Origin of the sequence: Streptomyces sp. WM6378, assembly GCF_001279695.1 — a bacterium.
Classification (GTDB): domain Bacteria; phylum Actinomycetota; class Actinomycetes; order Streptomycetales; family Streptomycetaceae; genus Streptomyces.
In genome coordinates this window covers 144,824-165,421 of sequence record NZ_LGDD01000293.1, presented here as the reverse complement: position 1 = coordinate 165,421, position 20,598 = coordinate 144,824, and the positions used below count along the sequence as shown (strand labels likewise).

The 20,598-nt window shown below is 71.0% G+C and carries 19 protein-coding genes; 9 read left to right on the top strand and 10 right to left on the bottom strand.

All coding sequences use genetic code 11. From position 1 onward, the window contains the following. Positions 1-92: 92 nt before the first annotated feature. Genes ADK54_RS46830 through hisD form a run of 4 tightly spaced genes read right to left on the bottom strand, consistent with a single transcriptional unit; the run spans position 93 to position 3,290 of the window. Positions 93-257, bottom strand: coding sequence for a hypothetical protein (locus ADK54_RS46830; RefSeq protein WP_053727806.1), 165 nt, complete (start codon positions 255-257; stop codon positions 93-95). A 2-nt stretch (positions 258-259) separates the two neighbouring features. Continuing rightward, positions 260-853, bottom strand: a complete 594-nt coding sequence (gene hisB / locus ADK54_RS24230) for an imidazoleglycerol-phosphate dehydratase HisB (RefSeq protein ID WP_053727805.1) — start codon at positions 851-853, stop codon at positions 260-262. Next, positions 850-1,962: a histidinol-phosphate transaminase gene (locus tag ADK54_RS24225; protein ID WP_053727804.1), complete on the bottom strand. Its 1,113-nt coding sequence runs from the start codon at positions 1,960-1,962 to the stop codon at positions 850-852. Before ADK54_RS24225 ends, hisB begins: the two co-directional genes overlap by 4 nt. Beyond that, positions 1,959-3,290, bottom strand: coding sequence for a histidinol dehydrogenase (hisD, locus tag ADK54_RS24220; protein ID WP_053727803.1), 1,332 nt, complete (start codon positions 3,288-3,290; stop codon positions 1,959-1,961). Before hisD ends, ADK54_RS24225 begins: the two co-directional genes overlap by 4 nt. Before the next feature lie 135 nt (positions 3,291-3,425). Between hisD and ADK54_RS24215 the strand changes: the two genes are divergently transcribed. The 4 genes from ADK54_RS24215 (at position 3,426) to ybaK (ending at position 7,564) form a co-directional block, all read left to right on the top strand. Continuing rightward, on the top strand, positions 3,426-5,030 hold the full coding sequence (locus ADK54_RS24215) for a hypothetical protein (RefSeq protein WP_053727802.1): 1,605 nt from the start codon (positions 3,426-3,428) through the stop codon (positions 5,028-5,030). Positions 5,031-5,229: 199 nt separating this feature from the next. Further along, entirely contained in the window at positions 5,230-6,267 is a 1,038-nt protein-coding gene (locus ADK54_RS24210; protein WP_053727801.1) for a hypothetical protein, read from the top strand. A gap of 5 nt (positions 6,268-6,272) precedes the next feature. Continuing rightward, positions 6,273-7,052 (top strand): LON peptidase substrate-binding domain-containing protein, encoded by a 780-nt coding sequence (locus ADK54_RS24205; protein ID WP_053727800.1) that lies wholly within the window; start codon positions 6,273-6,275, stop codon positions 7,050-7,052. A 17-nt stretch (positions 7,053-7,069) separates the two neighbouring features. Beyond that, on the top strand, positions 7,070-7,564 hold the full coding sequence (ybaK, locus tag ADK54_RS24200) for a Cys-tRNA(Pro) deacylase (RefSeq protein ID WP_053727799.1): 495 nt from the start codon (positions 7,070-7,072) through the stop codon (positions 7,562-7,564). Between the two features lie 136 nt (positions 7,565-7,700). On the opposite strand, the gene ADK54_RS24195 is transcribed toward ybaK, so the two are convergent. The 4 genes from ADK54_RS24195 to ADK54_RS24180 form a co-directional block, all read right to left on the bottom strand. Continuing rightward, positions 7,701-8,357: a hypothetical protein gene (locus ADK54_RS24195; protein ID WP_053727798.1), complete on the bottom strand. Its 657-nt coding sequence runs from the start codon at positions 8,355-8,357 to the stop codon at positions 7,701-7,703. 34 nt (positions 8,358-8,391) lie between these two features. Then, a complete protein-coding gene (locus tag ADK54_RS24190; RefSeq protein WP_053727815.1) occupies positions 8,392-9,201 on the bottom strand; it encodes an ABC transporter permease in 810 nt (269 codons plus the stop codon). Between the two features lie 32 nt (positions 9,202-9,233). Further along, a complete protein-coding gene (locus ADK54_RS24185) occupies positions 9,234-10,241 on the bottom strand; it encodes an ABC transporter ATP-binding protein (protein ID WP_078966578.1) in 1,008 nt (335 codons plus the stop codon). A 73-nt stretch (positions 10,242-10,314) separates the two neighbouring features. Beyond that, complete coding sequence (locus tag ADK54_RS24180; protein ID WP_053727796.1) at positions 10,315-11,565, bottom strand: NYN domain-containing protein; 1,251 nt, start codon at positions 11,563-11,565, stop codon at positions 10,315-10,317. A gap of 266 nt (positions 11,566-11,831) precedes the next feature. Here ADK54_RS24180 and ADK54_RS24175 point away from each other — a divergent pair, with 266 nt between their 5' ends. Further along, the gene (locus ADK54_RS24175) at positions 11,832-12,011 is read left to right on the top strand and encodes a hypothetical protein (protein ID WP_053727795.1); all 180 of its coding nucleotides are present in this window, start codon (positions 11,832-11,834) and stop codon (positions 12,009-12,011) included. Between the two features lie 70 nt (positions 12,012-12,081). Here ADK54_RS24175 and dnaE read toward each other — a convergent pair whose 3' ends face one another. Further along, positions 12,082-15,627, bottom strand: coding sequence for a DNA polymerase III subunit alpha (gene dnaE / locus ADK54_RS24170; RefSeq protein ID WP_199827024.1), 3,546 nt, complete (start codon positions 15,625-15,627; stop codon positions 12,082-12,084). 224 nt (positions 15,628-15,851) lie between these two features. Here dnaE and ADK54_RS24165 point away from each other — a divergent pair, with 224 nt between their 5' ends. From ADK54_RS24165 to ADK54_RS24155, 3 genes are all read left to right on the top strand, one after another. Further along, positions 15,852-17,180 (top strand): DUF2252 domain-containing protein, encoded by a 1,329-nt coding sequence (locus ADK54_RS24165; RefSeq protein ID WP_053727793.1) that lies wholly within the window; start codon positions 15,852-15,854, stop codon positions 17,178-17,180. A 125-nt stretch (positions 17,181-17,305) separates the two neighbouring features. Then, the gene (locus tag ADK54_RS24160; RefSeq protein WP_053727792.1) at positions 17,306-17,980 is read left to right on the top strand and encodes a hypothetical protein; all 675 of its coding nucleotides are present in this window, start codon (positions 17,306-17,308) and stop codon (positions 17,978-17,980) included. A 65-nt stretch (positions 17,981-18,045) separates the two neighbouring features. Continuing rightward, positions 18,046-18,855: a thioredoxin domain-containing protein gene (locus ADK54_RS24155; protein WP_053727791.1), complete on the top strand. Its 810-nt coding sequence runs from the start codon at positions 18,046-18,048 to the stop codon at positions 18,853-18,855. Between the two features lie 71 nt (positions 18,856-18,926). On the opposite strand, the gene ADK54_RS24150 is transcribed toward ADK54_RS24155, so the two are convergent. Next, the gene (locus ADK54_RS24150) at positions 18,927-19,505 is read right to left on the bottom strand and encodes a dienelactone hydrolase family protein (RefSeq protein WP_053727790.1); all 579 of its coding nucleotides are present in this window, start codon (positions 19,503-19,505) and stop codon (positions 18,927-18,929) included. Positions 19,506-19,535: 30 nt separating this feature from the next. On the opposite strand from ADK54_RS24150, the gene ADK54_RS24145 reads away from it, so the two are divergent. Further along, positions 19,536-20,588: a mechanosensitive ion channel family protein gene (locus ADK54_RS24145; RefSeq protein ID WP_053727789.1), complete on the top strand. Its 1,053-nt coding sequence runs from the start codon at positions 19,536-19,538 to the stop codon at positions 20,586-20,588. Positions 20,589-20,598: the final 10 nt, after the last annotated feature.

Genomic DNA, 20,598 nt, shown 5'->3' with positions numbered 1-20,598 from the left:
GCCTGCTACGACCCCGCCATCCACCGAACCAACGGGAAGATCAATACGCCCGCCGACCCGCCCCAAGCGCCATAGAGGTTGACTCAGGGAACTCATGACCAGACGTCCAGTCGCAGGATGCCCGCGGCCAGGCACATCACGGCGCCGATGGACAGGAGCACGATCAGGCTCTTCGGCATCCCCTGCTTGACGAAGGAGATGATTCCGCCGATCAGGAAGAGGCCGACCACGATCAGGATGGTGTTGAGACCGTTCATGCTTACAGGGCACCCTTGGTGGAAGGAAGGATTCCGGCAGCGCGCGGGTCACGCTCGGAGGCATAGCGCAGCGCCCGGGCGAGCGCCTTGAACTGGCACTCCACGATGTGGTGCGCGTTGCGCCCGTACGGTACGTGGATGTGGAGCGCGACCTGGGCCTGGGCGACGAAGGACTCGAAGATGTGCCGGGTCATCGTCGTGTCGTACTCGCCGATCATCGGCGCCATGTTCTCGGGCTCGGTGTGCACGAGGTAGGGGCGGCCCGACAGGTCGACGGTCACCTGGGCGAGCGACTCGTCGAGCGGGACGGTGCAGTTGCCGAAGCGGTAGATGCCGACCTTGTCACCGAGCGCCTGCTTGAAGGCGGCGCCGAGCGCGAGCGCGGTGTCCTCGATGGTGTGGTGGGTGTCGATGTGCAGATCGCCGTCGGTCTTGACCGTGAGGTCGAACAGGCCGTGCCGGCCGAGCTGGTCGAGCATGTGGTCGTAGAAGCCGACGCCTGTCGACACGTCGACCTTTCCGCTGCCGTCGAGATCGATCTCGACGAGGACGGACGTCTCCTTGGTGGTGCGTTCCACTCTGCCAACGCGGCTCATGCGCTCTGCTCCTTCTTGAGTTGACGGACCGCGTCGAGGAACGCGTCGTTCTCGGCCGGGGTGCCCGCGGTGACCCGCAGCCATCCCGGTACCCCGTTGTCCCGGACCAGGACGCCCCGGTCGAGGATCTGCTGCCAGACGGTGTGGCTGTCGTCGAAGCGGCCGAACTGGACGAAGTTGGCGTCCGATTCGGTCACTTCGTAGCCGATCGCGCGCAGCTCGCCGACCAGCCGGTCCCGCTCCCGCTTGAGCTGCTCGACGTAGCCGAGCAGGGTGTCCGTGTGCTCCAGGGCCGCGAGCGCGGTCGCCTGGGTGACGGCGGACAGGTGGTAGGGCAGGCGGACGAGCTGGACGGCGTCGACCACCGCGGGGTGCGCGGCGAGGTAGCCCAGGCGCAGCCCGGCCGCGCCGAAGGCCTTCGACATGGTCCGCGAGACCACCAGGTTCGGGCGGCCCTCGATGAGCGGGAGCAGCGAGTCGCGGTGGCTGAACTCGACGTACGCCTCGTCCACGATCACGATCGACGGCTTCGCGGCCTGGGCGGCCTCGTACAGCGCGAGGACCGTCTCGGCGGCGACCGCGGTGCCCGTGGGGTTGTTGGGCGAGGTGATGAAGACGACGTCCGGCGCGTGCTCGGCGATGGCCTGCTCGGCGGCGGCGAGGTCGATGGTGAAGTCGTCGTTGCGGGGCCCGGAGATCCAGCCGGTGCCGGTGCCACGGGCGATCAGGGCGTGCATCGAGTACGAGGGCTCGAAGCCGATCGCGGTGCGGCCGGGGCCGCCGAAGGTCTGGAGCAGCTGCTGGATGACCTCGTTGGACCCGTTGGCCGCCCACACGTTCTCGACCGCGACCGGGTGCTTGCCGGTCCGGGTGAGGTACTTGGCGAGCTCGGTGCGCAGCTCGACCGCGTCGCGGTCGGGGTAGCGGTTGAGGCCCCGGGCCGCCTCGGCGACCCGCTCCGCGATCCGTTCGACCAGCGGCTCGGGGAGCGGGTACGGGTTCTCGTTGGTGTTCAGCTGGACGGGAGTGTCCAACTGGGGCGCGCCGTAAGGGGACTTGCCGCGCAGCTCGTCCCGTACGGGGAGGTCGTCGATTCCGAACGTGGTCACTTCTGCGGCACCTTCCAACCGAAGCGGGCCTTCAGGGCAGCCCCGTGCGCCGGCAGGTCCTCTGCTTCGGCCAGGGTCACCACGTGGTGGGTGACCTCGGCGAGCGCGTCGCGCGTGTAGTCGACGATGTGGATGCCGCGCAGGAAGGACTGGACGGACAGGCCCGAGGAGTGGCAGGCGCAGCCGCCGGTGGGCAGCACGTGGTTGGAGCCGGCGCAGTAGTCGCCGAGCGAGACCGGGGCCCAGGGGCCGACGAAGATCGCGCCCGCGTTGCGGACCCGGTCGGCCACGGCCGCGGCGTCGGCGGTCTGGATCTCCAGGTGCTCGGCGCCGTAGGCGTCGACGACCTTGAGGCCGTCTTCGAGGGAGTCGACCAGGACGATCGCGGACTGGCGCCCGGCGAGCGCCGGCTTGATCCGGTCCTCGATGTGCTTGGTGGCCGCGACCTGCGGCTCAAGCTCCTTCTCGACCGCTTCGGCGAGCGCGAGGGAGTCGGTGACCAGGACGGCGGCCGCGAGCGGGTCGTGCTCGGCCTGGCTGATCAGGTCGGCGGCGACGTGCACCGGGTCGGCGGTGTCGTCGGCGAGGACGGCGATCTCGGTCGGGCCGGCCTCGGTGTCGATGCCGATGCGGCCGGTGAAGTAGCGCTTGGCGGCGGCGACCCAGATGTTGCCGGGGCCGGTCACCATGTTCGCGGGTGCACATCCGTCGGCACCCGAGGTCCCGTACGCGAACATCGCGACGGCCTGGGCGCCGCCCGCCGCGTACACCTCGTCGACGCCGAGCAGCGCGCACGCCGCAAGGATCGTCGGGTGCGGCAGGCCGCCGAAGTCCGCCTGCGGCGGCGACGCGAGCGCGATGGAGGTGACGCCCGCCTCCTGCGCCGGGACCACGTTCATGATCACGGAGGACGGGTAGACCGAGCGGCCGCCGGGCGCGTACAGGCCCACGCGCTCGACCGGCACCCACTTCTCGGTGACGGTGCCGCCGGGTACGACCTGGGTGGTGTGCGGGTCGCGGCGCTGCTCGCGGTGGACGATGCGGGCCCGCCGGATGGACTCCTCCAGAGCGGCCCTGACCTGCGGGTCGAGTTCCGCCAGGGCTTCCTTGAGCGCCTCGGCGGGCACCCGGACCCGGTCAAGCCTCACGCCGTCGAACTTCTCCGCGTACTCGATCAGCGCCGCCGTGCCGCGATGATGCACGTCCTCGCAGATGGGCCGCACCTTCTCCAGGGCGGCTTCCACGTCGAACTCGGCACGGGGCAGCAGGTCGCGCAGGGCGCCACCCTCGGGGAGGGTGTTGCCGCGCAGATCGATTCGGGAGATCACGTATCCAATTCTCTCAGACGGCTCCGGAGCACTGGACGCCTGTATCAGTGGCTGATACGCAACCCGGAGGTCACCCGCTGTCACCCGTGGCCACTAGCGTTCCTCCTGTCAGGGTGGACGGCGAGGGGGACGGCATTGACCGAGGCGCCCGATCTTGGTGAGGCTCCGGACTGGCTCAGCCCGGCGGAGCTGGGCATGTGGCAGGCCTTCCGCAACGGCAGTACCTACGATCTGCGCACCCGCAATCCGGTACGCGACGATCCGTTCGCGGCGCGCCCCTGGGGGCCCGAGCGCAGCGTGCGGGCCCGGGTGGTGGCGCTGCTCCTGCTCAGCGGTCCGCCCGCGCTGCCCGGGCGGGTCGCGGCGCTGAAGCTGAACGGGGTGCAGATCACCGGCACGCTCAACCTGTCGGGCGGCACGATCACCCCGTACGTCGAGCTGAACAACTGCCGCTTCGAGAACGAACTCCTGCTCCCCGAGGCCCACTTCACGACCGTACGCATGGTGAGCTGCTCGATTCCGCGGATCGAGGCGGCCCGGCTGACCACCGAGGGCGATCTGCACCTGCCGCGCTGCCGGGTCGCGGGCGGCATCCGGCTGACCGACGCGCACATCGGCACCGACCTCCTGATCAGCCAGGCCGTGGTGCACAGCGACCGCAACGGCCGCTCGATCGCCGCCGACGGGCTATCGGTCGCGCAGGACCTCCAGGCCGATCTGATCGAGTCGTACGGGGAGCTGAGCCTGCGGGCCGCGAAGGTCGGCGTGACGCTGAGCCTGCGCGGCAGCAGGCTGATCAACCCGGACGGCCAGCGGGCGCTGAACGCCCCGCAGCTGATCGTCGAGCGCACCCTGTATCTCACCTCGGCGGCCGTCTACCCGAGCGGCAACCAGGCGGGCACCACTCCCCCGTACGGGACGAACTACACCAACACGCCCGTGCGGGGCACCCTGATCCAGCCGTTCGAATGCCGGGGCGGGCTACGGCTCGACGACGGGCGGTTCGGGGACGCGGTGGACCTGGCGCAGTCCCGGGTCGTCATGACCGACGCACAGGAGCTGTCGCTGCGCCGCATCCAGACGCCGGAGCTGCGCTTCACCGGGCAGCGTCCCGAGCGCGGCAAGGTCGTGCTCTCCGGGGCCCGGGTCGGCAACCTGGTCGACATGGCGGACAGCTGGCCCGGTCCCGGCCACCTGACGATGAACGGTTTCGCCTACGAGAACCTCATCCCGATCGGCACCTTCACGCTGGCCCAGCGCCTGGACTGGGTGACGGCGGCGACCCCCGAGTACGCGCCCGAACCGTACGAGCGGCTCGCGGCCGTGCTGCGGGGCAGCGGCGAGGACGCGGACGCCCGCGAGGTGCTGCTCGCCAAGCAGCGCAGGCGCCGCGAGACGCTGCCGCTGGCCGCCAAGGCATGGGGCGTGCTCCAGGACCTGACGGTGGCGTACGGCTACCGGCCGGGCCGGGCCGCGCTGTGGATGGCCGTCCTGTGGGCGGCCGGCACCCTCGCCTTCTCGCACTACGACCCCCAGCCGATCAAGGCCGACGAACACCCCGAGTGGAACGCGTCGCTGTACGCGCTCGACCTCCTCATCCCGGTGGTCAACCTGGGCCAGGACGGCTACTGGAAACTCACCGGCGCCTGGCAGTGGGGGGCGGCCCTGCTGATCATGCTGGGCTGGATCCTGGCGACGACGGTGGCGGCGGGCGCCTCCCGGCTGCTGCGGAGGGGGTGAGTTCCGGGCGGGCCGAGCCGACGGTTCCCGTACGCGGGCCGCAGGGTTTTCGCGGGCTCCGCGCAGGGTCTTCACGCGCTCCGCGCGAGCCCGCGCTGACTGAATTTGCCGGGCCTTGACCCCGTGCCGTACAACCCTCACCACCGATACAGAAGCTTCACAGTGGCCCCCCTGGCGCCGCCCCCACCTGCGGATTTCAATGGTCCGCACCATGACTTTCGTATCCGCGCTGATCCGCACCGCACGGCGGGCCAGGCATACGCCTGTTCTCGCCACGGGCCTGCCCGATGGCCGGGAAGTGCTGCTCGACGCCCCCGACGCCCGGCTCGCTCCCGCGCTGGTCTCGGCCGCGCTCGGCGAGTACGAGGCAGCGGCCGAACTCCTCGCCACCACCCGCGAGCTGGCCGAGTGGGAGAACCGGGACCGCTACACGGTCCGGCTCGCGGCCTTCGCGGTCGGCAGACCGGACTGGCTCGCCAACTGGCTGGCCGACGCGCCCCGCGACCCCGACGCGCTGCTCGTCAAGGCGGAGCTCGCGATCGTCCAGGCCTGGGGCTCGCCGGCCCGGGCCGAGCGGCTGCGCGAGGTGGCGCCGCTGATCCACTCGGCGGCCGAGGGCGACCCGGCGGACCCGGTGCCCTGGCGGATCGCGCTCGACCACGCCCGCGGCACCCATGCGCCGCACACCGTTTTCGAGGAACTGTGGGGCGAGGCCATACGCCGTTCCTCGCACCACTACGGCTGTCATGTGGCGGCGCTCCAGTACCTCTCCGCCCAGTGGTACGGCTCGCACCGCGAGTGCTTCGACTTCGCCGAGCGGGCCGCCGAGGACTCCCTGCCGGGCTCCCTGATCCGCGCGCTCCCGGCCCGCGCGGCCTTCGCCTACCTCGTGGGCGGCGCGGGCCGGGCCATCCCGTACGAGCGGATCGACGCGGCGGCCGACCTCGGCATCGAGCTGTCCGCCGCCTACGAGCCGGGCGACCCGTGGCCGGCCGAGGTCCGCAATCTGCTCGCCTATGTGCTCGTCGTGCGCAGACGCTGGCCGGAGACACTGGAGGAATTCCGGCGTATCGGGCCGTATGCCACGTCTTTCCCGTGGCTGCATCTCGCCGCCGACCCGCTGGGGCAGTTCCTCGAACTGCGCGAGTTCGTGGGAACCGAGGTCGCCGCGGGCATGCCGTGGGGACGGGACCGTCAGAAGCCCGGACGAGCCCGGTCCGACGGCCATTACGCTTGAGCGTTGTGACCACCGCACGCCTTCCGCTCTTCCCGCTCAACTCGGTGCTGTTCCCCGGGCTCGTCCTGCCGCTGAACATCTTCGAGGAGCGTTATCGCGCCATGATGCGCGATCTGCTGAAGACCGGCACCGACGCTTCCGGCCCCTCCGGCTCCGGCGACGAGGCCGGCGACGAGCCGCGCCGCTTCGCCGTCGTGGCGATCCGCGACGGCCGGGAGGTCGCGCCGACCGCCCCCGGGCTGCCCGACCAGACCGCGCAGCCCGAGAAGGGCCCGGCGGCGGGCTTCGGGTCCGACCCGATCCAGGCCTTCCACCGGGTCGGCTGCGTCGCGGACGCGGCCACCATCCGGGAGCGCTCGGACGGCAGCTTCGAGGTGCTCGCCACCGGTACGACCCGGATCCGCATCCTGTCGGTGGACACGAGCGGGCCGTATCTGACGGCCGAGTACGAGGAGATCCCCGAGGAGCCGGGCGAGGAGGCGGGCGCGCTCGCCGAGGGCGTGCTTCGCGCCTTCCGCTCGTACCAGAAGCGGCTCGCGGGGGCCAGGGAGCGCTCCCTGGCCGGCACCGCGGACCTGCCCGACGAGCCGTCGGTGGTGTCCTATCTGGTCGCCGCGGCCGCGGTCCTGGACGTGCCGGCCAAGCAGCGCCTGCTCCAGGCGCCCGACACCGCGACCCGGCTGCGCGAGGAGCTCCAGCTCCTTCGCGCGGAGACCGCGGTCATCCGCCACCTGCCCTCGCTCCCGGCGGTGGACCTGACGCGCGCCCCGACCAGCCCCAACTGACGTACCGGAGAGCCGAGTTGGCCAAGAAGAAGCAGCAGAGCGGGGGGACTCCGGCGACGGTGGCCCTGACGAAGGCGGGCACCGCGTTCACCGTGCACGCCTACGAGCACGACCCGTCCGCCGCCTCGTACGGCGAGGAGGCGGCGCAGGCTCTGGGGGTCACCCCGGACCGGGTGTTCAAGACGCTGGTCGCCGACGTGGACGGCGAGCTGACCGTCGCGGTGGTCCCGGTGGCCGGATCGCTCGACCTGAAGGCGCTGGCCTCGGCGGTCGGCGGCAAGCGGGCCGCGATGGCGGACCCTGCGGCCGCCGAGCGCTCCACCGGCTATGTGCGCGGCGGCATCTCGCCGCTCGGCCAGCGCAAGAGGCTGCGCACGGTCCTGGACGACTCGGCGTCCGGGCACGCCACGATCTGCGTCTCGGCGGGCCGCCGCGGCCTGGAGGTCGAGCTGTCCCCGACCGACCTGGCGGCCCTCACGGGGGCACTGCTCGCCCCGATCGGGCGTGTTTAAGGGCTCGACGCGCCCCTCGTCCTCGACTAGAACCCGAGGGCGGGAGGTACGCCCATGTCGAAGCGGACCCGCAAGCGGAAGTGGCGCATCAAGAAGGGCCGGGCCAACCACGGGAGGCGCCCGGCCTGACGCACCGTCAGAGGCCGGCCGAGTCCGGCCTTCCCGGTCCCGGGTCCTCCAGCGGCGGCACCTGCCACACCGGATCCGGGTCCCGGGGCCCGAACAGCGCCGTGAGGCCCAGGTGGACGGCCATGGCGGCGATCGGCCAGGCGAGCAGCGCGCCCTTCGCGTCGAGCTTCAGCGGGGCGTCGAACGTGACGCCCTTGCCGGCCGCCTTCGCCGCGGCCACCACGTCCTGGTTCGGGCCGAGCCAGATGCCGAGGCGCCAGGCGAGCACCGAGCCGAGCAGCGCGCCGACCGCGAGGCCGACGACCAGGGCGATGCCGCCCTTCTTGCGGAACAGGAAGACCGCGGCCGCGCTGAGCGCGCCGAGTCCGAGCGCGAGCAAGATGAACGTTCCGTCACCGCCGATCGCCTCCTCCCCCTCGGTGTCCTTGAGGAAGACGGCCTTGTCGTCGGCGATCAGCGGCACCTTCGGCGCCAGCCACAGCCACAGCAGCCCGAGCGCCACCCCGGCCAGCGTCACGGCGAGGGCGACGAGCACCGCGTCCCGCAGGTCCTTCTTCATCGCGGGCGCCTCCTCGACGGGCCCGGGATGCGATCCCCCGGTGTTCGTCTGCCACGGGTCGTTGCCCGGGGGCTGCTGATGGGGCGGTGTCAGAGGTGCGGTCACCCTGACATCGTGCCAGGCGTGTCTGTGCGTTGCCTCACCGGACCGCCGCCCGGCGGTAGGCCCACGCGGCCACGGCCAGCGAGACGACGCCGACGGCCACGCACACCCCGAGGTCGAGCCCCACGAGAGACCAGTCGGGGTGCGCGTCGAAGCTGTGCGCGAACGCCTCGACGCCGTACGTGGAGGGCAGCAGATCACGGGCGTACGCGATGGGTCCCGGCATTCGGCCGGCCGGGAGCACGCCGAGGAGCAGCGCCGCCGACATCCCCAACTGGCCGAACAGCGTGGCGAGTTCCTGCCGCGGCGCGAGCAGCCCGAGGGCCGCGCCGAGTCCGGCGAGCGCGGCTCCGGCGAGCGGGATCACCGCGGCGAGGATCCACAGGTGCGCCATCGGAAGCCCGAACAGGACACAGCCGAACACGGCCGTGACGGCGACGCCGGGCACCGTGAAGGAGGCGTACGCGGCGGCCGTCCCGAGCACCACGGACGCGGGCGGCACGGGCAGCGTCGCGTAGTGGTCGAGGCCGCCGCCGGCCCGCAGCTGGCCGAAGTACTGGGCGAGCAGGTTGAGCGCGACGAAGGCGACGACGAGCACGCTCGATCCGGCGACCACCGCGCGGGCCTCGCTCCCGCCGTCCACCACCCCGCGCATCAGGATCATGATGCCGACCGACTGGAAGGTCGCGACGAAGAGCAGCGGGATCCGCGCGACGCGGGCCCGCGAGAGCTGGGCGCGGTAGACGGCGGCGAGCGCGGGCAGCAGCCGGGCGCGGGGAGCGAGCGGGGCGGCGTCCGCGGCGCCGGGGCGCTGGGCGGCGCCGCCGGCCGGAGCCCGGCCGGCCACGGCCTCCACGCTGCTCTCCAGAGGAATGGCGCTCACGCCTTCACCAGGCCTTCCGTGCGGCCGCCGAGCGCGAGGTAGACGTCTTCCAGGCTCGGCGTGGCCAGGGTGAAGTCGTCGAGGGCGGCGAAGGCGGGGCCGCCGGTGACGGTGGCCACGGCGGCGCGGGCCCGCTCGGGGCTGAGCCGCAGCGTCCAGCGCCGGCCGGCCTCCTGGGCCTCGGCGCGCAGCGCGGCGACCTCGGGGACCTCGACGGGGGCGCGGTCGCGCCACACGAGCTCGACCCGCACCTCGTCGGCGACCCGGGCCTTGAGCCCGGCGGGGGTGTCGCAGGCGATGACCTTGCCGCGTTCGATCACGGCGACCCGGTCGAGCACGGTCTCGGCCTCGATGACGTTGTGGGTGACGAGCAGGACGGTCGCGCCGCGCTCGGCCCGCCGCCGGTCGACGGCGGCCCACACGGCGCGCCGGGCGACCGGGTCCATGCCGGTGGTGGGCTCGTCGAGGACGAGGACGGGGCGCTCGCCGACGAGGGCGGCGGCGAGGCACGCGAGACGCCGCTGGCCGCCGGAGAGCTTCTTGAGCGGCCGCCCGGCGATCTCGTCAAGACCGAGTTCGGCCAGCACCGCGTCGCGTTCGGCGCGGGCGTCGCGCAGGGTGAGTCCGCGCAGCCGGCCGGTGGTCTCGGCGGCGAGCGCGACGGTCAGCTCGTCGAGCGCGGTGGATTCCTGGCCGAGGTGGGCGATGAGGCGGGCGGCCCGTTCGGGGTGGCGCACCAGGTCGTGGCCGAGCACCTCCACGGAGCCGGAGTCGGGCCGCAGGAGCCCGGTCAGCTGGCGTACCAGGGTGGACTTGCCGGCGCCGTTGGGCCCGAGCAGTCCGAAGATCTCGCCGCGCCGCACGTCGAGGCTGATTCCGTCGGTGGCCCGGACCTCGGGCGTACCGGGCGCACCTCGGCGGCCCCTGGTCGCGGGGTACGTCTTGACCAGGCCCCGCACCGCGCAAACGGTGCCGGCCCGCGCCGCTGCTGTGCCGGTACTCACGGGGAACGAGCCTAAGGGGTCGAAGGACCCACCCGGCCCCGGGGGCGGTCATAAGCCGCCCCCTTGTCGTGGGCTACTCGCCGGCCGGCTGGCGTTCGGCGGCGGCCCGGACGTCGATCTCGCGCCAGAAGCCGGCCCGGATCGCGTACCGGTCGTGCTCGTCGATCTGGTCGTCCTTGTGCGCGAGGAGGCCGAACCGGGCGGCGTAGCGCAGGAGTTCACCGTCGATGCGGTGCGGGATGCGCGGGTACATGGTGGAGAGCTTCTGTACGTGCGAGGGCTCGGGGAGGCGTTCCATCCAGCGCCGGGCGAAGACCTGGCCGACTTCGTAGGGGTCGCCGCCGACGGTGGTGATGTCCTCCTCGCGGTCGGCCCAGCGCTGCTCGGCGCTGGTCAGCTGGGCCAGGGTCGGCAGGGAGGCGGTCTCGGGGGACTCGCCGAGGGCCGCGCCGGGGCGCTCGACCCACCCTTTGTCGGACGACCAGCGCAGGGTGGCGGCCGAGGCGGGCGCGGGGGCGGCCGGGGCGCTGCCGGGCCCGCGCAGCGAGGCCAGGTCCTTCGGCGTCGGTACGCCCTTGACGCCGCTCGGGGCGGGCACCGCCGCGCCGTTCTCACCGGGGGCCTCGGGGGGCGCGGTGCCGTTGCGCACGGAGGGGGCCTGGGCTTCGGCGGCCCGCTCGGCGGAGGCGGCGAGGGCGGATTCGGGCAGCGGCGCGGAGAGGATCGCGGCGATCTCGGGGCGGGGCGCGGGGGCCGGGGAGCAGATGCCGGTGAGGTCCCTGGCGCGGACGGCCTGGGTGATCCAGGCGCGGTCGAGCACCCGGCGCTCGTCGGCCTCGGCGACCAGGTCCTCGGACTGGTTGTAGTCGCCGTCGGCGGCCTGCACGGCCCACAGGTGGACGGCGACACCGTGTTCCTTCGCGGACATCAGACCCGGCAGCAGGTCGCCGTCGCCGGTCACCAGGACCACGTCCGAGCAGGCGCGGTTGCGGGCGAGTTCGGTCAGCTCTGCGTGCATCGCGGCGTCCACGCCCTTCTGCGCCCAGCGGCCGTCGCTGCGGGTCAGCGCGCCGAGCCGGACCGTCACCCTGGGCATCACGCGCAGCCGGCGGTGCTCGGGCTGCGGGACCCGGTCGGGGGCGCCGTCGAACCAGTAGATGCGGAGCAAGGGCTGCTGGGTGTCGGCCTCAGCGCGCTCGCGCAGCCCCTGGATCAGGGCGGCATGGTCGACGGTGATGCGGGAACGGGCCGGTTCCCCGGCCAGCAGACTCGCGGCGGCACCGAGCAGGTAACCGGCATCCACCAGGACGACGCAGCGGTCCATGCGTTCCACCCTCTTTCGGGAACGGAAAAGCCGAAGAAAAAGAAATAACAGGAGCGGGGGTACGGGAGATCACCCAATGAACTTCGGGTTTCCTTCGAGTCTGCCCGACCGCGCAAGGGTTGAGCACCGGAACTCGATCATCGGCGTGGCGGATTGGCGGGTCACTTCTCCGTCACACACGGTAATGATCCGAAATGCGCCCTTTGTTCATCTGTGTGAGTCTGACAGCGGCCCTGGCCCCGAGTTCCCCCACAGGAGGCAGCACCATGGCCAAGAACAAGAACCGCAAGTCGGGCAGTCAGCAGGACCGTTCCCAGGCCGCCGAGCGCGGACAGGAGCAGTCGAAGTCCGCCGCCTTCGAGTCCCAGGCCGTGCCGCAGTCGCAGGCCCAGGGCAGCCCGGCAGATGTTGCCCGTAAGCACCAGCGTCGCTTCGGTCATAACTAGCCGCCATTGCGAGAAGAAGGGGCGCACCGATGGGTGCGCCCCTTTCCCGTACCGGAAACGTCTTCGGAGGTCAGCCGGCCAGGCAGGACGGGCCGAGCAGCACCTTCAGGTCACCGAAAAGGGCCGGATCCGGCTGGACCCGGTGCCGGTCGAGCCGCAGCACCGTCGTCGAGCGCGGCCCCTGGAGCTTGATCCGCACCTCGGTGTTGCCCTTGTGGTGCCCCAGGATCTCGCCGAGCCTGCTGACCATCGGCGGGGTGACCTTCACCGTGGGGATGGTCAGGACGACCGGCGCGTTGGTGCCCGCCGACGACAGGTCGGGGACCATCAGCTCCATCGCGACCAGGCGCGGAATGTCCTCGCGCTTGTCGAGGCGTCCCTTGACGAACACCACGGCGTCCTCGACGAGCTGGGTCGAGACCAGTTGGTAGGTGGCCGGGAAGAACATGCACTCGATGGAACCGGCCAGGTCTTCGACGGTGGCGATCGCCCAGGCGTTGCCCTGCTTGGTCATCTTGCGCTGGAGGCCCGAGATGATGCCGCCGATGGTGACGATCGAGCCGTCCGCGTAGTCCCCGCCGGTGAGCTGGCCGATGCCCGCGTCCGCCTTGTCGGACAGGACGTGCTCCAGGCCGAAGAGCGGATGGTCGGAGACGTACAGGCCGAGCATCTCGCGCTCCTGGGCGAGCAGGTAGGACTTCTCCCACTCCACGTCGCCGAACTCGACGTCGAGGCCGAAGCCCGGCTCGCTGCTGTCCTCGTCCATGCCGCCGAAGAGGTCGAACTGGCCCTCGGCCTCCTTGCGCTTGACCTGCACCACGTTGTCGATCATGGGCTCGAACTGGGCGGTCAGGCCCTTGCGGGTGTGGCCCATCGTGTCGAAGGCGCCCGCCTTGATGAGCGATTCCGTGGTGCGCTTGTTGCAGGCGGCGGCCTCGACCTTGTCCAGGTAGTCGGGGAAGGAGGCGAACTTCCCCTTCGCCTTGCGGGAGCGGATGATCGAGTCGACCACGTTCGTACCGACGTTGCGGACGGCCTCCAGGCCGAACAGGATCACGTCGTCGCCCTGGGCGGCGAAGTTGTGCACCGACTCGTTCACGTTCGGCGGCAGCACCTTGATGCCCATGCGCCGGCACTCGTTGAGGTAGACGGCCGACTTGTCCTTGTCGTCCTTCACCGAGGTGAGCAGCGCTGCCATGTACTCGGCCGGGTAGTTGGCCTTCAGGTACGCGGTCCAGTAGGTGACCAGGCCGTACGCCGAGGAGTGCGCCTTGTTGAACGCGTAGCCGGCGAACGGCACCAGGACGTCCCACAGGGCCTGGATCGCCTGGTCCGAGAAGCCGTTCTTCTTGGCGCCCGCCTGGAAGATGGTGAAGTTCTTCGCCAGCTCCTCGGGCTTCTTCTTGCCCATCACGCGGCGCAGGATGTCGGCCTCGCCGAGCGAGTACCCGGCGATGATCTGGGCGGCCTTCTGTACCTGCTCCTGGTACACGATGAGGCCGTAGGTCAGACCGAGCGTCTCCTTCAGGGGCTCTTCGAGCTCCGGGTGGATCGGCGTGATCTCCTGGCGGCCGTTCTTGCGCTCGGCATAGTTCGTATGCGAGTTCATGCCCATCGGGCCCGGCCGGTACAGGGCCGAAACGGCGGAAATGTCCTCGAAGTTGTCGGGCTGCATCTGGCGGAGCAGCGAGCGCATCGGGCCGCCGTCGAACTGGAACACGCCCAGCGTGTCACCGCGGCAGAGCAGCTGGTACGTCTTCGGGTCGTCCAGCGGCAGCTCCAGGAGCTCCAGGTCGATGCCCTTGTTGGACTTCACCATCTTGACGGCGTCGTCCATGATCGTCAGGTTGCGCAGGCCCAGGAAGTCCATCTTGATCAGGCCGAGCGCCTCGCACTGGGGGTAGTCCCACTGCGTGATGGTGACGCCGTCGGTGTGCCGCACCCAGATCGGGGCGTGGTCGACGATCGGCTCGCTGGACATGATCACGCCGGCCGCGTGCACACCCATCTGCCGGACCAGGCCCTCGACGCCCTTGGCGGTGTCGATGACCTTCTTCACGTCCGGCTCGTTCTCGTACATCGCCCGGATCTCGCCCGCCTCGCTGTAGCGCGGGTGCTTGGGGTCGGTGATGCCGGAGAGGTCGATGCCCTTGCCGAGGACGTCGGCGGGCATCGCCTTGGTGAGGCGGTCGCCCATCGCGTACGGGTAGCCGAGCACCCGCGCGGAGTCCTTGATGGCGTTCTTCGCCTTGATCTTTCCGTAGGTGCCGATCATGGCGACCTTGTCGGAGCCGTACTTCTCCGTCACGTACCTGATCACTTCGACGCGCCTGCGCTCGTCGAAGTCGATGTCGACATCGGGCATGGAGACGCGCTCGGGGTTGAGGAACCGCTCGAAGATCAGGCCGTGCGTGATCGGGTCGAGGTCGGTGATGCCCATGGCGTACGCGACGATCGAACCGGCGGCGGAGCCGCGGCCGGGGCCGACCGCGATGCCGTTGTTCTTGGCCCACATGATGAAGTCGGCGACCACGAGGAAGTACCCGGGGAAGCCCATCTCCAGGATGATCCCGATCTCGTACTCGACCTGCCGCTGGCGGTCCTCGGGGACGCCTGACGGGTAGCGCCGCTTCATCCCGCGCGCGATCTCCTCGCGGAACCAGGTGACCTCGGTGTATCCCTCGGGGATGTCGAACTTCGGCATCAGGTTCTTCTCGGCGAACATCCCCTCGGTGTCGATCTGCTGCGCGACCAGGAGGGTGTTGGCGCACCCTTCCTGCCAGGCGTCCGAGGAGTCCACCGCGTACATCTCCTCGGTGGACTTGAGGTAGTAGCCCGTGCCGTCGAAGCGGAAGCGGTCCGGGTCCGAGAGGTTCTTGCCGGTCTGGATGCAGAGCAGGGCGTCGTGCGCGGTCGCCTCGTGGGCGTACGTGTAGTGCGAGTCGTTGGTGACGAGCGGCGGGATGCCCAGCTTCTTGCCGATCTCCAGGAGCCCGTCGCGGACCCGGCGCTCGATCTCGATGCCGTGGTCCATCAGCTCCAGGAAGTACTTGCCCTCGCCGAAGATGTCCTTGTAGTCGGAGGCCGCCTGCACCGCCTCGTCGAACTGGCCGAGCCGCAGCCGCGTCTGGACCTCGCCGGAGGGGCAGCCGGTGGAGGCGATCAGCCCCTCCGACCACTGCGAGATCGTCTCCTTGTCCATCCGCGGCCACTTCTGCAGCCAGCCCTCGGCGTACGCGTCCGAGGACAGGCGGAACAGGTTGTGCAGGCCCGTCTTGTTGTGCGCCCAGATCGTCTTGTGCGTATAACCACCCGAACCGGACACGTCGTCGCGCTTCTGGTGCGGCTGGCCCCACTGGATCTTGCGCTTGTTGCGCCGCGACTCGGGGGCCACGTACGCCTCGATGCCGATGATCGGCGTGACGCCCGCCTTCTTCGCCGAATGGAAGAAGTCGTAGGCACCGTGCAGGTTGCCGTGGTCGGACATGGCGATGTGCGTCATGCCCATCTCATTGCAGGCGTCGAACATGTCCTTGAGCCGCGCGGCACCGTCCAGCAGCGAGTACTGGGTGTGGACGTGAAGGTGCGTGAACGGTGTCTTGGACGTGCCAGTCACGGGTGGGGCCTCCAACGGCAAGAGGGGGTTCGCGGAGCGGGGGGACAGCCTTGGAGTCTACGTCGCCCCGCTGACAGCCGAGCGGGGAACCGCGGCGCGAAGCGCCCCGACGAGGGGCGGTGGCCGGGCGGCGGGCGGGCACTCCGAGGTACGGTCGCGCGTTGGAAGGGGCACACCCCGTCCCGATCGTGACGCAGGCAGTACGCACCAGGAGGCACCCAGCGATGTCGGTCCCGCAGCCCAGCGCGGAGACGCGCGGCGAAGAGATACTCGCCGTTTTCGAGACCGCGTTCGGCGAGCTGCTGGCCGCCGACCCGGCCGCTTTCCGGGTCAAGTTCCGCAAGATGGCGGCCTCGGCGTTCGCCTTCTACCGGGGCACGGCCTGCCTGTTCTACGCCGACCTGGAGCGCGAACAGCACGGCGGCCCCTACCTGGACGAGCGCACCGGCCGGGTCTGGATCCACGGCGACCTGCACGCCGAGAACTTCGGCACGTACATGGACGCCAACGGCCGCCTGATCTTCAACGTCAACGACTTCGACGAGGCGTACGTGGGCCCCTTCACCTGGGACCTCAAGCGGCTCGCCGCCTCGCTCGCCCTGATCGGCTACACCAAGGCGTTCAGCGACGAGCAGATCACCTCCCTGGTGCGCACCTACGCCGCCGCCTACCGCGAGCGCATCCACGCCCTCGCCTCGGGCGCCAAGGACGACGAGGTGCCGCCGTTCACCCTGGACACGGCCGAGGGCCCGCTGCTCGGCGCGCTGCGCGACGCCCGCGCCCGGACCCGGTTCGCGCTGCTCGACTCGATGACCGAGATCCGGGAGTACGAACGCCGGTTCACCGAGGGAGACGGCTCGATCGAGCTGGACGCGGCGACCCGCTACAAGGTCCTCGCCGCCTTCGACGGCTACCTGGAGACGCTGCCCGAGGAGAGCCTGGTCCGCCCCGACTCCTACCGCGTGAAGGACGTCGTCGGGCGCCGCGGGATCGGGATCGGCTCGGCCGGTCTGCCCTCGTACAACATCCTTCTGGAGGGGCACAGCGACGCCCTGGAGAACGATGTCGTGATCTACATCAAGCAGGCGCAGACCCCGGCCGTGTCCCGGCACATCACGGACCCGGCGGTGCGCGGCTACTTCGAGCACGAGGGGCACCGCACGGTGATCTCGCAGCGGGCGCTGCAGGCCGCCGCCGACCCGTGGCTGGGCTGGACCGAGCTGGACGGGGCGGGCCAGCTGGTCGCCGAGGTCTCGCCGTACGCGGTGGACCTGGACTGGTCGGACGTCGACGACCCCGACGAGATCGCGGCGGTCGTCGCCGACCTCGGCCGGGCCACGGCCACGATGCACGCGGCGGCGGACGACGAGAGCGGCCACTCCGAGCTGGTGCCGTTCTCCACCGAGCGCGCCATCGACGCGGCGATCGCCGCCGACGAGGAGGGCTTCGCGGGCCTGCTCGTCGACTTCGCGCACTCCTACGGGGCGCGGGCCCGGGCCGACCACCAGATCTTCGTCGACCTGTTCCGCAACGGTCGGATTCCGGGTCTTTAGGGCCTGCCCGGCGGGTCCGCTCGCCGTCGGGGTGCCCGCGCCCCGGGCGGGATCCGCCGAGCAGTCCCCAGTCTCACCGAACTCTTAGGCACAGCAGACGGCCGGACATGGCACACTCACCCGCGATGGACATATCCGGGACGCAGCTCAGAGCGGCACGCGCGGCGCTTTTCACGGCGCTCGTCGTGACGCTCTCCGCCGCGTCCCACGTGCTGCTCTCGCAGGTCCCGCTGCCGCTCACGCTGGTGGCCGCGGCGGCCGGCGCGGTGTTCGTCATCGCGTACGCGCTGGCCGGCCGCGAGCGCGGCTACTGGGCGATCGCGGGGGCGCTCGTCCCGCTGGAGCTGGCCGCCGACACCCTGTTCACCACCGGCCAGCACGTCTGTTACGGCCCGGCCGGCGGGCCCGTCGCGGGCGCCCTGCGCGCGGTCGGCTTCGACGTGCTGTGCGGCGGCGGCACACTGGGCGCGGTGCGCGCCCCGGCGAATGCGGCCACCCTGCTGACCCACCCGGGCCCGGCCGTGCCCTGGCTGCTGCTCGCGGCCCACCTGACGGTCGGACTGCTCGCCGCCCTGTGGCTGCGCCGGGGCGAGGCGGCGCTGGCCCGGCTGCTGCGCGCGGTCGCCGCGTTCGCGTTCCGGCCGCTGCTCGTCGCGGCCGCCGTGGTGCGCGCCGCTGTCGGCGCCGAGCGCCCGCTCACGCGCCCGGCGCACGGCAGGCCCGGCCCGTCGCGCACTCGCCTCCTGGTGCACTCCGTGGCACGAAGGGGACCGCCCTGCTCGTCGCCCGGCCTCGTCTGAGGTCCGGGATCCGAGCACAGCAGTCCCCCGTCACCTTTCCCACCTGCCATCCGGAGAAAAAGATCATGAGTTCCCGCAACAGCCAGGCCAACAAGGCTGCCGCCCGCGAGCGGCTGCGAGCGGAGCGCGAGCGCGAGGCGAAGAAGGCCAAGACCCGCCGGCAGATCATCGTGGCCGTGTCCGCCGTGGGCGTCCTCGCCGTCGTGGGCGGTGCCAGCTACGCGATCATGCAGGCCATGAAGCCCACCGCGTGGGAGGCCGCCAAGGACAAGACGCTGGTGAAGCCCGCCAACTCGGGAACCGACGGCACGACCGTCGTCATCGGCAAGGCCGACGCGAAGAAGACCCTGGAGATGTACGAGGACCCGCGCTGCCCGATCTGCTCGCAGTTCGAGCAGGCCGTCGGCCCGACGATCAAGAAGGACGTCGACGCGGGCAAGTACAAGATCCAGTTCATCGGTGCCACGTTCATCGACAACGGCAGCCCGGGCACCGGCTCCAAGACCGCGCTGAGCGCGCTCGGCGCCGCGCTGAACGTCAGCCCCGAGGCGTTCCTGGAGTACAAGTCGGCGCTCTACTCGGCCAAGTTCCACCCCGAGGAGACCACCGACAAGTTCAAGGACCGCGATTACCTGATCCAGATCGCCGACACCGTTCCGGCGCTCAAGGGCAACGCGGCCTTCGACAAGGCGGTCAAGGACGGCACCTACGACAAGTGGGCGCTGGTCATGTCGGACAAGTTCAACAAGAGCGGCGTCCAGGGCACGCCCACGCTGAAGATGGACGGCAAGAAGATCACCGCGGACGGCTCGGACAACGCGCCGTCCGACCCGGCCTCCTTCACGGCCGCGATCGACAAGGCACTCAAGGGCTGATCCCCCGACAGCCGTTGAACGGGCAGTGCGAACCTCCGGGTCCGCGCTGCCCGTTCGGCGTTTCCGCGCGTCTACTCGCCGGCCAGGCCGTCGAGGAAGCCAAGGGCGGTGCGCCAGGTCAGCTCGGCGGCCGCCTCGTCGTAGTCGGGGAGCTGCGGGTCGGTGTAGAGGTGACCGGCGCCCGGGTAGCGGTAGATCTCCACGTCCGCGCCGGCCCGCTGCATCTGGAGGTACCAGGAATTGAGCCAGTCCGCCGACTCGAACGGGTCCGGGTCGGCGACGTGCAGCTGGACGGGCAGCTCGTCCACGGCCGTGTTCTCCGCCATGTCCGAGGTGCCGTGGAGCAGCAGCAGGCCGCGGGCCCTCTCGTCGCCGAGCGCCAGGGTCTGCGCGATGGAACCGCCGAGCGAGAACCCGGCGTAGACGAGACCGCGCTCGGAGTACGGGGCGGCGGCGAGAATGGCTCGTTTCAGGAGCTCGTCCTTGCCGATCTCGTCCTTGACCTCCCTGCCCTCCTCGACGGTCTCCACGGTGCGGCCTTCGTACAGGTCGGGGACGTGCACCTGGTGGCCGGCGGCCCGCAGCCGCTCGGCCGCCTCCTGTACGGCGGGACGCAGACCGTAGACCGAATGGAAAAGCATGATGTTCATGGGGCCATCGTGCCAGTTACGGTCGAAGGCATGGAGAACGTGCTGCGTCCGTTGATCGTCATCGGCGGCTCGGTCGTGCTCACGCTGGTGGTGGGGTGGCTGGCCGACCGGCTGCTGCGCAGAGCCGACGCCCGGCACCGCGAGACCCCGCTGTGGGGCCTGCTGCGGCGCTGCCGCATACCGCTGCGCCTCGTCCTGCTCACCGCGATATTGCGCGGCTCGTACGACGCGATCAAGTGGCGGCCGGTGCAGGACCACGAGGCGGGCCTCGGCCAGGCCCTGACGCTGGTCCTGATCGGCGCGAGCGCCTGGCTGGTGGTGCGGATCGCGACGGCCGTCGTGGAGTCCTCGTACACCCGTTACGCGGCCTCGACGCGCGATCCGGCCCGGGTCCGCCGGGTCCGCACCCAGGTCACGCTGATCCAGCGGGTGGTCAGCGCGATCGTCGCCGTGGTCGCCATCGCGTCGATGCTGCTCACCTTCCCCGCGATGCGCACGGCGGGCACCTCCCTGCTGGCCTCGGCGGGCATCCTGGGCATCGTCGCCGGTGTGGCCGCGCAGTCCACGCTCGGCAACCTCTTCGCGGGGCTCCAGATCGCCTTCGGCGACATGGTGCGGATCGGCGACACGGTGGTGGTGGACGGCGAGTGGGGCGTCGTCGAGGAGATCACGCTGACCTTCCTCGCGGTACGCACCTGGGACGAGCGCCGCCTGACCATGCCGGTCTCGTACTTCACCAGCAAGCCCTTCCAGAACTGGTCCCGCGGCGGCGCCCAGATGACCGGCACGGTCTTCTTCCACCTGGACCACTCGGCCCCGCTCCCCCTGATGCGCGAACGCCTCGCCCTGATCCTGAAGGAGTGCCCGGCCTGGGACGGCCGCGACTCCTCCCTCGCGGTGACGGACACGACCCCGTCCACGATCCAGGTGCGGGCGACGGTGACGGCGAAGGACGCGGACGACATCTGGACGGTGAGAGTGACGGTCCGGGAGCAGATGGTGGCGTGGCTGTACGCGGAGCATCCCTACGCGCTGCCGAGGATCACGACCCAGGACCGGCCCCCGTCCCCTCCGCCGGGCTGACACGCCCCCG